This window comes from bacterium (assembly GCA_041648665.1).
In the GTDB taxonomy this organism is placed as follows: Bacteria; UBA10199; UBA10199; order 2-02-FULL-44-16; family JAAZCA01; genus JAFGMW01.
Window position 1 is genome coordinate 1 of the sequence record JBAZOP010000022.1, and the last position, 13,795, is coordinate 13,795.

General features: G+C 57.6%; 11 protein-coding genes. 9 read left to right on the plus strand and 2 right to left on the minus strand.

Annotated features, from left to right (window positions below; genetic code table 11):
- Window positions 1-1,336, plus strand: a 1,336-nt coding sequence (murJ, locus tag WC683_08940; protein MFA4972726.1) for a murein biosynthesis integral membrane protein MurJ, incomplete at its 5' end; no start/stop codon positions are given.
- Window position 1,337: 1 nt separating this feature from the next.
- Here murJ and WC683_08945 read toward each other — a convergent pair.
- Together WC683_08945 and mazG are read right to left on the minus strand one after the other, a co-directional pair.
- Entirely contained in the window at window positions 1,338-1,688 is a 351-nt protein-coding gene (locus WC683_08945; protein MFA4972727.1) for a hypothetical protein, read from the minus strand.
- Complete coding sequence (mazG, locus tag WC683_08950; protein MFA4972728.1) at window positions 1,685-2,464, minus strand: nucleoside triphosphate pyrophosphohydrolase; 780 nt, start codon at window positions 2,462-2,464, stop codon at window positions 1,685-1,687. Before mazG ends, WC683_08945 begins: the two co-directional genes overlap by 4 nt.
- Window positions 2,465-2,571: 107 nt before the next feature.
- Here mazG and WC683_08955 point away from each other — a divergent pair, with 107 nt between their 5' ends.
- The 8 genes from WC683_08955 (at window position 2,572) to WC683_08990 (ending at window position 13,747) form a co-directional block, all read left to right on the plus strand.
- Window positions 2,572-3,030 (plus strand): YjbQ family protein, encoded by a 459-nt coding sequence (locus WC683_08955; protein MFA4972729.1) that lies wholly within the window; start codon window positions 2,572-2,574, stop codon window positions 3,028-3,030.
- 6 nt (window positions 3,031-3,036) lie between these two features.
- On the plus strand, window positions 3,037-4,002 hold the full coding sequence (locus WC683_08960) for a PhoH family protein (GenBank protein MFA4972730.1): 966 nt from the start codon (window positions 3,037-3,039) through the stop codon (window positions 4,000-4,002).
- Complete coding sequence (locus WC683_08965) at window positions 3,995-6,418, plus strand: HDIG domain-containing metalloprotein (protein ID MFA4972731.1); 2,424 nt, start codon at window positions 3,995-3,997, stop codon at window positions 6,416-6,418. Before WC683_08960 ends, WC683_08965 begins: the two co-directional genes overlap by 8 nt.
- Window positions 6,354-6,764 (plus strand): rRNA maturation RNase YbeY, encoded by a 411-nt coding sequence (gene ybeY / locus WC683_08970; protein ID MFA4972732.1) that lies wholly within the window; start codon window positions 6,354-6,356, stop codon window positions 6,762-6,764. Before WC683_08965 ends, ybeY begins: the two co-directional genes overlap by 65 nt.
- Window positions 6,761-8,335, plus strand: a complete 1,575-nt coding sequence (gene lnt / locus WC683_08975) for an apolipoprotein N-acyltransferase (protein MFA4972733.1) — start codon at window positions 6,761-6,763, stop codon at window positions 8,333-8,335. The genes ybeY and lnt overlap by 4 nt, the downstream gene beginning before the upstream one ends.
- Window positions 8,336-8,366: 31 nt before the next feature.
- Window positions 8,367-9,468 (plus strand): peptide chain release factor 2 gene (gene prfB, locus WC683_08980; GenBank protein ID MFA4972734.1). Its coding sequence is split into 2 segments (ribosomal slippage): window positions 8,367-8,435 and window positions 8,437-9,468, totalling 1,101 coding nucleotides; the frame shifts between segments, so codons are not numbered across the junction.
- 521 nt (window positions 9,469-9,989) lie between these two features.
- Window positions 9,990-11,117, plus strand: a complete 1,128-nt coding sequence (locus WC683_08985) for a DNA repair exonuclease (protein MFA4972735.1) — start codon at window positions 9,990-9,992, stop codon at window positions 11,115-11,117.
- Window positions 11,114-13,747, plus strand: a complete 2,634-nt coding sequence (locus tag WC683_08990) for an AAA family ATPase (protein MFA4972736.1) — start codon at window positions 11,114-11,116, stop codon at window positions 13,745-13,747. The genes WC683_08985 and WC683_08990 overlap by 4 nt, the downstream gene beginning before the upstream one ends.
- Window positions 13,748-13,795: the final 48 nt, after the last annotated feature.

Here is a 13,795-nt window from a genome sequence, read left to right on the forward strand (position 1 = left end):
CAGGGAAGAGGGGAAGAGGGCGGCCTCGGTTGTCTTCACCTATCTGTCCATATTCCTGGCGCTGCTGGCCATCGTGGGCGTGATCGGGGCGCCGCTTCTCGTGAGGCTCATAGCGTGGGGCTTCACCGCGAGCCCCGAGAAATTCGAGATCACGGTCTTTTTGACCAGGCTCATGTTCCCGTACATCGTCCTCATCAGCCTCGTGGCCCTTGCCATGGGCATCCTCAATTCCCTCAAACACTTTGCCGCGCCGGCCGCCTCTCCGGTGCTGCTCAACATATTCATCATATTCGGCGCGCTCGTGCTGGATAAGCATTTCTCGGTGCCGGCAGAGGGCGTGGCAGTCGGCGTGATACTGGGCGGAATCGCGCAGCTGGCCCTCCAGATCCCGCCGCTCTGGCGCGAGGGGATGCTGCCCAGGCTCGACTTCAACTGGAGGCATCCTGCGCTCAAGGGGCTGCTCGTCCTCATGATACCCTCCGCGTTCGGGGCCGCGGTGTATCAGTTCAACGTGGTGGTGGTCACCTTTCTCGCGTCTTTTCTGCCCGACGGCAGCGTCTCGTATCTGTGGTACGCAGACCGCGTCTCGGAGTTCTCGCTCGGCATATTCTCGATAGCGGTGGCCACCGTCACGCTGCCGACGCTGTCGGACCATGCGATCAAGAAGGACACAGGCGCGTTCAAAGAAACGCTGCGTTATAGTCTAAAGCTGGCATTCCTGATAGACATACCTGCTGCCGTGGGGCTGTATATCCTGGCACTGCCCGTGGTGAGCGTCCTTTTCCAGAGGGGGGAGTTCACGCCTGAGGCGGCCGTGGCCTCGGCCGGAGCGCTCTGTTTCTTCGCGGTCAAGATCCCGTTCGTCTCCGGCGTGCGCAACCTCGTGCCCGCCTTCTTTGCGCTGAAGGATGCGAAGACGCCGGTGGCCGTGTCGATCGTCGCCGTGATCGTGAACGCGGCGTTCGCCCTGGTGCTCATGAAGTCCATGCTGCATAGGGGGCTCGCCGCTGCCCTGGTCATATCGGCGATCGTGAACTTCTTCCTGCTGCTCTGGCTCCTGAGAAAAAAGATCGGGCTGCTCGGCTGCAGGGACATAATCAAGTCCGTGGTGAGGACGTCGTTCGCCAGCGCCCTGATGGGGATAGTCATCTACCTGGCGCTCAACAACATCAGGTTCGAATCCAGCCTCTCGATATTCGCGAGGGGAGGCATGCTGCTCGCTCTGGTCGCGGGCGGCGCGGTGATCTACATCGGCATCATCAGGGTGATAAGCCCGACGGAGTTCCATGCTCTCGCCGCGCTCATGCGGAGGAGGGTGGCGAGCACCGTGAAATAATTCAATCGGAGTGCCTGTGCATCCTGTACAGGATGTCCACGATGCCGAACACCCAGATCAATCCGATGATGGCGCTGCATCCGGCTATGAGGACTTTGCGTTCTTTGAACGCCAGCGATGAGGCCTGGACGATCCTCGAGAGCATCCGCGTGTCTGCCGGAATGCCCAGGGCCGCATGAAAGTACGAAGAGCAGTATGCCGCGAGGCAGAGGAAGACCAGGAGCAGGGTGATGCCGGCTATGGATATCCCGAGGAGTCTCTGGCCGAGCACGATGTTGCCGCTGCCCGGGATAAAGAGGGCGTTGAGGGCGAGGGCGTGCATGAGGGAGGACTTGGTGATCGGCTTTGTCATGGCTTCACCTCGATCTTCGCTTTCTCCCAGAGTGCGTCCCATTCCTCAGGCGTAAGCGTCCTCAGCTCGCGGCCTTCTTTTGCGGCCTGCTTTTCCATCCAGCTGAAGCGCTGCATATAGCGCGCGGTCGCCCTCCGGAGGCTCCCCTCCGGATCAATCTTCAGGAATCGACCCAGATTTGCGAGCGTGAAGAGGAGGTCGCCGAACTCGTGATCCACGGCTTTCTCGTCGCCCGCGCTCCTTGCGTCATGAAGCTCGCGCGATTCCTCCTCTATCTTGTCGAGTATCCCCTCGGCGTTTGGCCAGTCGAAGCCCACCCTGGATGTTTTCTCGCCCAGGCGAAAGGCCTTGAGAAGTGCAGGGAGGTTCGCCGGCACGCCGCCGAGCACGGTATCCTTACCCTCTTTCTTCTTCAGTTGCTCCCACTGCTTGAGCACCTCGCCCGGACCCGAGACCTTGGTGTCGCCGAAGACGTGAGGGTGGCGGTGGATGAGCTTGCGGGTTATGGAATCGACCACGTCGTCGATCGTGAAACGTCCTTCCTCAGTTGCGATCTGCGAATAGAAGAGGATCTGGAGCAATAGATCGCCCAGCTCCTCCTTGAGGGAGTCGTAGTCCTCGCGGTCTATCGCCTCGAGGACCTCGTGCGTCTCCTCGAGGGTGTGCGCGGCGATATCCTTATATGATTGCTCCCTGTCCCACGGGCAGCCGTCCGGCGCCCTGAGTTTCGCCATGATCTCGACGAGTTCGTGAAATTTTTTCCCGATGTCGGCCATGCCGCATGGATAGGTAAGCGAAGGGGCAAAGTCAACGATGAGGCTGTTTTGAGGCCCCATCTTTTAATCATTGCATTTGTTGGGTCCCGCAAATAAATTACACAGCCATGATTTTCTTGAGAAATTATTTCGTAAACACGACGGACGGCGTCGATGTGCTTTCCATTATCCACGAGACCAATCGTACGATAAGGGAGGCCAATGCCCAGGAGGGGCTCGTCACCATCGTCGTTCCGCATCCCGGCGCAGCGCTGGCGATCATCGAACCCTTGCCCCTGCTGGTGGAGCAGCTCAAGCAGGCGCTGAAGCTCTTTCCAGGCGAGGGGGTCGAGGCGAGCAACAGGAGGAAGGAAGCGATACCAGTGGCGCCCAGGGTGGCGGCCGCGATCCTGGGGAGATCCGTCTCGATTCCGCTTTCCGCGGGCAAACTCGTGCTCGGCCTCAGGGAGGAGCCCGTGATCGTGGACCTGGATTCCTCTGCAAAGAGGAGGGAGTTCCATGTGCAGGTGATCTCTGAGGAGGCGGCCGCGCAGAAGGGGGGCGCCCCCCAGAGGCCGAGGAGGTAGCAGCTCTTGTCCGCCAAAACCATCACCCTGAAGTTCGACGACAACAGCCTCGCGAGGGAGCTGTTCGGCGCGGAGGATAAGCATCTGCGCAAGCTCGAGGACCGCCTTGGAATCGAGATCGACGTGCGCGGCTCCGATCTCACGCTCCGCGGGGCCGCGGGCGAGGTGGCGGCCGGCGAGCGCATACTCAATGAGCTCTACTCGATGCTCAAGAGGGGCTATCCGATCATGAACTCCGACATCGAGGGGGCGATAGCCGCTTTGAACCGCGACGGGAACGCGGATCTCGAGGCGCTCTTTGCGAACTCGATCCGTCTCCCCGGCAGAAAGCGGCCGATCGTGCCGCGCTCACCGGCCCAGAAGGAGTACCTGGAGAAGATCAGGGACCACGACGTCGTCTTCTCGATCGGCCCCGCCGGCACCGGCAAGACCTATCTCGCCGTAGCGATGGCGGTTGCCTGCCTGCTCCGCAAGCAATACGACCGCATCATACTCGCGCGGCCCGCGGTGGAGGCGGGGGAGAAGCTGGGGTTTCTGCCCGGCGACATGGTCGAGAAGGTGAACCCGTATCTCAGGCCGCTCTACGACGCGCTCCATGACATGCTCGACATGGAGAGGGTGGAGGAGATGAGGGCATCGGACGTCATCGAGATAGCGCCGATCGCCTTCATGCGAGGGAGGACTTTGCACAGGGCCTTCATCATTCTCGACGAGGCCCAGAACTGCAGCTACCATCAGATGAAGATGTGCCTCACGCGCCTGGGGGTCGATTCGAAGATGGTGATCAACGGAGACGTCACGCAGATAGACCTTCCGACGGGCCAGCGCTCCGGGATGCTGGAGGCCTGGCGCATCCTCGAGGGTTGCGAGGGCATCGCTTTCCACAGCTTCACCGACGCGGACATAGTGAGGCACGACCTGGTAAGCAAGATAGTCAGGGCATATCAAAGGGACGAGGAGCGCCATGCCTGAGCGCGTATTGAATTCATTGAGAACGGCGATCTCCGCCCGGGTCTCCAGGGTCGGCGAATTTGTTCGCGCGGTTTCAAGCACTACCTCCTTCTCCTGGTTTGCGATCGTCTTGCTCGCCCTCGCGATAACCTCGCTCACCACCATCTCATTCCAGCAGATTCCCTCGCAGGTCCACGTGGGCCAGATCGCGGCGCGCGACATAAAGGCGGACCGCAACTACGAGATAGTGGACAAAGAGGCCACGCAGAAGATCCGCGACGAGGCGATGGCGTCGGTGCTGCCTGTCTATGATTTCGACCTGGGCCTCGCTGAGGCGCAGGCGATAAAGCTGCGCGAAGTTTTCAAGGACGTCAGAAACCTGACGGCGTCCTGGGATATGGCGGAGAGACAGCTCTCTTTGGAGAGGCAGGATGAGCTCGGCAGGATCATCGAACAGAAGCTGGGGACGGGTTTTCCCTCCGCACATGTGTCGCGGCTCGCAAAGGATAATTTCAGCAGGCGCAGCGAGGAGGTTGTGATCTCGCTGGTGACGCGTGCGATGTCGCAGCCGCTGATGCCGGAAATCGGCAAGCAGGAGTCGAGCGAATCGCCCGCCGCAGTCATGCGCACATCCGGCGAGCTCGAGGAGGCCGGCGTTCCGGAGGAGCGGGAGGTCGATGACATCGGCGCTTTCCAGGACGTTGCGAAGGAGAGGGCCTTGCTCGAACGGCTGGACCTCTCCTCTATGGGGATCAGCGACAAAGCCCTGCGGGAGGCTGTCCTGGCGCTCGCCGTCATGACGGTCCAGCCGAACGTGGTCTTCAACCGGACAGAGACCCTCACCAGGCGGGAGGCCGCGGCCTCCGGCGCGAAGGACTCGGTGATCAAGATCAAGGCCGGCGAGATGATCGTCAGGGAGGGCGCGCGCTACGACCAGTGGCACATCAAGGTCCTCGCCGGGATGAAGGAGGAGCGCAAGGGCGCGTCGTACTATCTCGAGTTCATCGGCACCTTCATACTCGTGCTCTGCTTCCTTGTGTTGCCCTTCATGGCTGTCGAGAAGTTCTTCCGCAGGGGGCGGGTCAGCCGTGAGGATCACGCTCTGATGGCGGCGGTGGGTCTCTCGGTGCTCCTCCTGATGAGGGTATCGCTCACCCTGGCGCCGGCGATCCGCGACGCGTTTCTTCTTACGATGGACGCATCGGTGCTTCACTATGCGGTTCCGGTCGCGGGAGGCGCGATGCTCATCCGCATGTTTCTCAGGGCCGATGTTTCGTTCGTCTTCGCGCTCGTGCTTTCGCTCTTCGCGGGCCTCTTCGTGGAAACGGAGACGACGTTCGTGGCTTACTCCATGATCACGAGCCTCACCGCCATCATGGCGATAGCGAACGCGGATCGCCGCAGCCACATCATCAGGGCAGGGGCGGTGGTGGGTGCGGCGGCAGTCGTGGCCGCGCTGGGCACCAGGCTCATCATCGTCGCGAACTCCCCGGCGGCAAACGCGTTCTCGGAGACGCTCTGGTGCATGCTCTTCGCGCTTCTCTCGGGGCTCGGCTGCGCCATCTATTCGATGATCGCGGCGCCGATAGTCGAGTCTGTCTCGGGCTACACCTCAGACATCAAGTTGCTGGAGCTCGCTAACCTGAACCACCCGCTGCTGCGCGAGCTGGTGGTGCGCGCGCCGGGAACGTATCACCACTCCCATCTCGTGGGGCTTCTGGCGGAGGCTGCCGCGACCGAGGTGGGGGCGAATTCTCTCCTGGTCAGGGTGGGCGCCTACTATCACGACATAGGCAAGCTCAAGAAGCCGCAATATTTCATCGAGAACACGAAGCCCGGGGAGAACAGGCATGAGAAACTATCCCCGCACATGTCGGCGCTCATCGTGGCTGCGCACGTCAAGGACGGCGTCGAACTCGCGGGGGAGTCGAAGATCCCGCGGGTGATCTACGACATGATACCGCAGCACCACGGCACGAGGCTGATCAGCTTCTTCTATGACAAGGCCAAGGCGTCCGAGGACCCGACCATGCAGAAGGTGGACCCTAAGGATTTCAGGTATCCGGGTCCCAAACCTCAGACCAGGGAGGCGGCGATACTAATGCTCGCCGACGTTGTCGAGGCCTCGGTCAGGGCGCTCAAGGAAAAGAGCCCTACCAGGATCGAGCAGACGGTCAAGAAGACGATACACGACATCTTCAGCGAGACCCAGCTGGACGAGTGCGATCTCACCCTTCGTGACCTCGACCTCATCGGGACGGCGTTCGCCAGGACGCTGCTGGGCATCTATCACGCGAGGATCGAGTACGCAAAGGAAGTGGAGAATGAGAGGGAGAAACAATCCCAACACAAGCAGGCTGGCGGGGATCAGGGTGAATCTCCGAAGCGAGCTCAGGACGACGAAGCCCCAGTTGACGGCGGTAGCCAGGGCAATTAGGCGGGCGACAGCGGGCGGCAAGGGGCGCGCCGGTCGTGCGGACATCGTCTTCGTGAACGACGCGGCGATGGCGCGCCTCGCCGGACGGTACAGGGGGAGCCCCAGGCCCACGGACGTGCTCGCGTTCCAGTATGAACGCGATCCGTGGCTTCTGGGCGAGATCGCGATCTCGCTGGACACGGCGAGGAGGCAGGCGCAAGAGCGCAGGGTGCCGCTCGCCGACGAACTCATCCTGCTCTGCGTGCACGGGCTTTTGCACATCCAGGGGCATGGCGACGAGTCCATCGGTGAATGGCGCAGGATGCGCGTGATGGAATTCGAAACCCTGATGAGGATCCTCAAATGAAGACCAGATATCAGATCGCGTGCGCGATTCTCTCCGGAGTTCTCGTCACACTCTCTTTTCCGACCGTGCTCTTCGGGGCGTATCTGCCGGACATGGGGTGGCTCGCATGGGTGGCCCTCGTGCCGCTCATCCTCGCGATAAGGGAGGCTGCTCCAAGGAAGGCCTTCATGGTCGCGTTCGCGACTGGGCTCGTCGCATACGGCGGCTCGCTCTACTGGATCTATCGCGCGCTCCATTACTACGGCAAGCTGCCGCCGCTCGCCTCTTCGCTCGTGCTCGCGCTCATGATCGTGATACTCGCGGCGTACCTGGCGGTGATACCGTGGCTGGCAAGGTTGATACAGACGAGGTGGAGGGGGGAACTGATCGCGATCCTCCCGGCGTGCTGGGTGGCCGTGGAGCTCCTTCGCAATTGCGCCCCTGTCGGCGGTTTTCCCTGGTCCAATGTCGCGATGTCGCAATGGAGGGCGCTGTGGGTCATCCAGATCGCCGACGTAGTCGGGGTCTACGGCATCATCTTTCTGATCGTGTGGGTGAACGTCTGTCTCTCCGAGATCGCAGCCGCGATCTCGGGCATGAGGCCGAATCAGCTCAAGCTCAAGATCGTGGCGACCGTGATCCTTCTTGCCGCCGTGTTGATCTACGGTCGTGTGAGGATGGACGTCCTCAAAGGCGAATTCGCCACGTCCGGTGTGACGACGATAGGGATCGTGCAGGGGAACATAGCGCAGGAGGACAAGTGGCGGGATGAAAAGGCCGCGGACAACCTCAACGCGCTCAGGCGCGGCACCAGGGCGCTCAGGGACGCCTCGGTGGATCTCGTGATCTGGCCTGAGGCCAGCTTCCCATGGCCGATCGACACGCGGGCCGCCTCCATCGATCCCAAGGCGCTTGGGTTTGACGCCGACGAGCTGGGCCCCTTGCCCTATCTTGTCATGGGCGCGATATCCGAGAATCCGGACGGCAGCTATCACAACAGCGTCGTGCTCTTCGACGCAAAGGGCGCGATCAAGGGCCGCTATCACAAGATGCATCTCGTCCCATTCGGAGAGTATGTCCCTTTCAAGAAGCTCCTCTTCTTCGCCGAGAAGCTGACGGAGCCGGCCGGCAACTTCAGCCCCGGCGAATCTTACCGGCCCCTCGACATAGGCGACGCGAAGGCGGGGCCGCTCGTGTGCTATGAGGACATATTCCCGCAGATCTCGAGGAGGCTCGTCGCAAACGGTGCCGAGTACCTCATCAACGTGACCAATGACGCCTGGTACGGCGTCTCCTCTGCTCCGTATCAACACGTCGCCCTCGCCGTCTTCCGCGCGGTGGAGAACCGGCGCTTCATGGTCAGGGCCACGAACACCGGCGTGTCGGCCGTGATCACGCCGACGGGGAAGATGGAGGTCCAATCGGGAATTTTTCACGACGCGCTGATAGTGGCGCCTGTGGGTTTGAAACAGGAGATCTCCCTTTACACCCAGCTGGGCGACTGGTTCGCCTATGCCTGCGCCGCGTATGCGGCGTTGGGGCTCATTATGGTGATAGTGGGAAGATGCAGGAAGCATAAAACCGGGAACTGAAAACAGAGAATCGATCATAGAGAGGACACAGATGAGCAAGGAACTGAGGGATAGATTCGAGACGCTGCAGAACAAACTTTCCGAGATCAGGGGGCATCTTTGACCTCGGCACAAAGCAGAAACGGATAGAGGAAATAGACGATCTGACTCACAAGCCCGGCTTCTGGGACGACACGAGGAGGGCCGGGGAGCTGACAAAGGAGCGCGAAGGTTTTTCCCTGACGATAAAGACGATAGACGGTCTCGCGCGATCGCTCGCGGACGTGGAGGCGGTGCTCGATCTCGCGAAAGAGGGAGAGGCCGGGGATCTGCTGGCGGAGGCGGGCTCGGAGCTCTCCCGCATGGAGAAGGTCCTGGACGATCTGGAGTTCAGGCGCATGCTCTCGGGCGCCAACGACCGCAACAACGCGATCATGTTCATAAACGCCGGCGCGGGCGGGACAGAGGCGTGCGACTGGGCGGAGATGCTGCTGCGCATGTATCGCCGCTGGTGCGACGCGCGCGGATACTCCAACGAGGTGGTGGACTTCACCCCGGGCGACGGCGCCGGCTTCAGGAGCGTCACGATGACGGTGCAGGGCGAGTACGCCTACGGATATCTCAAGGCCGAGAACGGTGTGCACAGGCTGGTGCGCATCTCCCCCTTCGACGCGAACAAGCGCAGGCATACCACGTTCACCTCCGTCTTCGTGCTGCCCGAGGTTGCGGATGACATAGAGGTCGAGATCCGCGACGAGGACCTGCGCATCGACACCTTCCGCTCCGGAGGCGCCGGCGGCCAGCACGTGAACAAGACCGATTCAGCGGTCAGGCTCACGCATCTGCCGACTAATATAGTTGTCGCCTGCCAGAGCGAGCGGAGCCAGCACCAGAACAAGGCCAACGCGATGAAGCTGCTCAAGGCCAAACTCTACGAGATCGAGCTGGAGAAGCGCCAGGCGGAAGAGGACAAGCTGACGAAGGACAAAAAAAGGATAGAGTGGGGGAGCCAGATCCGCTCCTACGTCATGCAGCCGTATCAGATGGTGAAGGATCATCGCACCGGAGTGGAGGCAGGCAACGTGAACGCGGTGATGGACGGCGACCTTGACGAATTCATCAGGGCGTATCTCCTGCAGAGCGCCAAAACATAGGGGACAGTCGCCGAACAGTGACCGACCTGAAGCTGCTTTCGCAGTGGTCGGCAGTTTCGACCGACCGAAAGCAGCTTCAGCAGCGGTCACTGCAATTGTGAAAATTAAAGTTATTACAAACCTGGGACGCAGAAGGGGCCTGTCCCCGGTTGGTTCGCTCATTGTCATTCATCAGACGGAACGAGTCGGCGCGCTCTTCTCGCTTTCGCTCGTCGCCTCAGGCGCCGTCTCCTCGCTGGGCTTTCGTCGGCCGGTATGTCATAGGGCTACTGAATCCGGCCTCCTCGAGCCCCGCTGCGAAGAGCACCCCGACCCGTCCCGTCACGCGGCACCTTGTGCCGCGACCGACCTGAAGCTGCTTTCGCAGCGGTCGCTGTGACTGGGCGGATCCAGCGTCCCAGGTTTTAAGTGGATGGGGTAGTTGAGTGGCATGACCTTAGAATGCCGAAGAATTCCGATTGGGCGAAACGGGGAAAGAAATTTCCTATCAGTTAATAAATAGATCGAAAGGATTATAACTCATGATTCATTTCCTTCATACAAGTGACTGGCAATTAGGCATGACCCGCCGTTTCCTTTCGGAAGAGGCCCAGGCGCGCTATTGCCAGACACGATTTGATGCTATACGAACAATGGGCCGTATTGCCAAAGAAAAACAATGTCAGCTTATGTTGGTGTGCGGCGATTCCTTCGAATCAAACTTGGTAGACCGTAAAACCGTCGCACGGGCAATCGAAGCACTCAAAGAGGTGACTGTCCCTGTTTATCTCCTTCCTGGTAATCATGACCCTTTGGATGCAGCTTCCATTTACCGCTCTAGCACTTTCATAGAAAAAAAACCGGCTCATGTCCACATCATCGAGAACACGGAGCCTATTCAAGTTATTGAGGGTTTTGAACTGGTAGGCGCTCCCTGGCTCTCTAAACGACCGAACGGCAACCCAATTGTTGATTTACTCAATGTGCTTCCTCCGGCAGGGGGGATAAAACGGATCTGTGTGGGACATGGTATTGTCGACATATTTACTCCCGATAAAGAAGCAGAAAATGTTATTGCGGTTTCCATGCTCGAAGCCGCCATTTTGGAAGGAAAGGTCCATTTTATAGCTCTTGGCGATCGCCATTCCCTCACGAAAGTGGGTTCCGGCGACAGTATCTGGTATTCCGGAACCCCCGAATCCACCGACTTCCGCGAAGACCATTCAGGGTTCTGTCAAATTGTTAAAATAGATGGCGATGATGTCAGTACCGAAGAAGTAAAAATCGGACAATGGAGTTTTATCGAAGATCTAGTGGACCTGAATACCGAAGCCGATGTGAAATCGCTCAAGAAAAAGCTGGAAGATATCCCGAATAGGGAACGGTCAGTTGTGAAACTGGTTCTTAAAGGTTCGCTCACACTTTCTTTGTACGAGGTTTCTCAAAACCACATTCTTGCGGCCAAGGATGTTCTGGCGGGTTCCGTGATCAACGAAGACAATCTCTTCGTGATTCCCAATGATACGGACTTCACCAATCTTGGTTTTTCTGGCTTTGCCGATGCAACGGTAAAAAGGCTCCAGGATAAAATAGCCCGGAGTGGGGCTGAAGACACCGTTGCCCGCGATGCATTCATGCTCCTTCTTCGCCTTTCCAAGGGGGCCGCATGAAACTCCTTCGTCTTAAGGTTGCCAATTACCGGGGCATCACTACACGCGAGATAAAGTTCAGCTCCCAGGGGATTACCCGCATAGAAGGCCCGAATGAGTCGGGGAAGTCCAGTCTCGGCGAGGCCATAAACACTATCTTGGACTACCCGGACAACAGCAAAGGCAAGGACATTCAAGCCATCCAGCCTGTTCATCAAGATGTGGGTCCTGAAATTGAACTGGAACTGGAAACGGGTAAATATGTGTTTACATATTTCAAGCGATTTTTAAAAAAGTCCGAGACTAGGCTTACTATTACAAAACCGAATCCCGAAAACCTCACGGGCCGCCAGGCGCATGACCGGGCGAATGAAATTCTTAAAGAAACACTCGATGTCGATTTGTGGAAGGCCTTGTCTATCCCGCAGGGTGAAGCGATTGACCAACCGGACCTTAAAAACAAACAGGCGTTGTCTGCGGCGCTCGATAAAGCCGCAGGGGTTCAACCGGCCGCCTCGCAAGAGCTTAGTTTGTTCAAAAGGGTTTCGCAGGAATACGAACTTTACTATACGATTGGTCGTGGAACCGAGAAGAAGGAACTCCAGGACCTGCGGAACGATCTGATCGAAAAGCAGACTGAGGTTCGGTCGATTGAACAAGACATCCGCGCGCTCGAAACCGATATCGACCGTGTCCCTGTATTGCAAAGGGAGTTGGCCCAGCTCAAGAAGCAGGAAGAAGGGCTGTCTCAACAGATGATAGACCTCACGGCGAAACTCGAGCAAATTAGTTCGCTCGAAAACATTCTTTCTGCAGCCGCTTTAAAACAAGAATCCGCTCAAAAAACTTTTCAGACAGCTAGGCACGCTAAAGAAATCCGCCACGAGATGATTAGCACAACAGAAAACGCCGCCAAGACCCACAGGGAACTTCAAGAAAGTAGTTCAATGGCCCTGCCGGTTTTGTCTCAGGCCCAGGAAGCCCTTAATAAAACCAAAGCGGCGGCCGACGAAGCCGGACAAAAAAGAAAAGAAGCGGAATCTCTCGCCACCCTAAAGAGGGTGGATTTCGACTATTATAATAACAAGCTCCATCTGGATCAATTGCTCGAACGCAAACAAAGGATTGACCAAGCCCGTAAAGATGCCGCTCAGGCAGAGACGGTGTTAGCGAAGAACAAGGTGGATGCCAACGCCTTAAAAAGGATAAAGGAAGCCGAGCTCAGCTTTAATACTGCCAGTGCCCAGATGGAAATAGGTTCGCCAAGTGTTCTCCTTCGTTCCATCTCTAAGTGTCGCCCGTTCATCGACGGTACAGAGGTTGTTCTCGACACTAACGAGGTCCGCACAATATCCGTCTCAGATAAGACCAAGGTCTCTGTTCCAGGAATCCTTGATATCGAAATAACCGCAGGTTCCAGCATAGAAGGGCTTGCCCGAAAGGTTGAATCCACTCGTCAGGTCCTCCAGTCTGCCTGTGCCGACGCCGCTGTGGCAGACTCGGACGAGGCCAGAAAAGCGTATGACAAATGCCAAGAGGCATTGCGGGTTGTTGAAAATAAAGTTCGAGTCGAAGAGGAAAACCTTAGGGATATTTCTTACGAAAGCCTTGAACAGAGGTTACGCAACCTTCAGCAGAGTGTGCCGAACTATCTTGTCAAGCGGGTTAAAGACCCCGCGATTTGCCCTGATTTCGACACGGCAAAAAAGGAACGGACAAAAGCCGAAGCAAATCTTCAGGTCGCTAATGGTGAATTGGAAAATAAACGTAGGCTTCTCGAGTCTGCCCGCTCCTTCTTCGACGATGTAAATATAAAACACAAGGAAGCCGGGGCAAAACTTGAGCAGTTGGCCAAAGACCTCAAACAGACTCAAGAAAACCTCAATATGGCCCGTAAAAAAGAATCTGATGAAACACTCGAGGCCAATCTGACCGCTGCCGATCGGGCAGTGCTCTCAGAAGATGCTGCATACCGTTCAGCTGTCGCCTCATTAGAGGCTTGCAACCCCGAACAAGTAAGAGCCCTGGCAGATTCCACCAAAGGTTCCTTGAAAACGATAAAAAATAGTCATGATTCAAAAGACAAGGGGCTGCTAGAGGTCCAAACCCATCTTAAAATAAAGGGCGAAGAGGGCTTTCACGAAAAATTAAACGCGGCAAATAATCAACTTGAACAATTGGAATTCAAAAACCGGGCGACCGCCCTTAGAGCCAACGCGGCCAAATGTCTTTTTGATACCATGTGCGAAGAGCGGGACAAGGCGAGTCGAGCTTATATGGCCCCGCTTAAAGATAAAATGGAAAGACTCGGTCGCTTGGTCTTTGACCCTTCATTTCAGGTGACTATCGACGATGATTTGAAGATTGCCAGCAGAACAGGCTCTGGTGTTACGGTCCCCTTCGAGTCCCTTAGTGGGGGTACAAAAGAACAACTTTCTTTAATTTATCGATTGTCGTGTTCCATGCTGGTGGCAAAGGATGGCGGGACACCGGTCCTTTTGGATGATGCTCTGGGTTATACCGACCCGGAGCGTCTGAAATTGATGGGCGCTGTATTGGCGGTAGCCGCCAAGGAATGTCAAATTGTCATTTTTACCTGTGTTCCTGAAAGGTATGCTTTTATTGGGGAGGCTGCTGTTGTTCCACTGTAGCATGTGTTATATTGGGAAGGTCTTCACGTCTCGTATTCAGGTTTTTGC

Coding starts and splice junctions, on each gene's coding strand:
- WC683_08965 (MFA4972731.1), top strand. CDS start 3,995: ATGCCTGAGCGCGTATTGAATTCATTGAGAACGGCGATCTCCGCCCGG.
- WC683_08945 (MFA4972727.1), bottom strand. CDS start 1,688: ATGACAAAGCCGATCACCAAGTCCTCCCTCATGCACGCCCTCGCCCTC.
- WC683_08985 (MFA4972735.1), top strand. CDS start 9,990: ATGATTCATTTCCTTCATACAAGTGACTGGCAATTAGGCATGACCCGC.
- mazG (MFA4972728.1), bottom strand. CDS start 2,464: ATGGCCGACATCGGGAAAAAATTTCACGAACTCGTCGAGATCATGGCG.
- WC683_08955 (MFA4972729.1), top strand. CDS start 2,572: ATGATTTTCTTGAGAAATTATTTCGTAAACACGACGGACGGCGTCGAT.
- lnt (MFA4972733.1), top strand. CDS start 6,761: ATGAAGACCAGATATCAGATCGCGTGCGCGATTCTCTCCGGAGTTCTC.
- WC683_08990 (MFA4972736.1), top strand. CDS start 11,114: ATGAAACTCCTTCGTCTTAAGGTTGCCAATTACCGGGGCATCACTACA.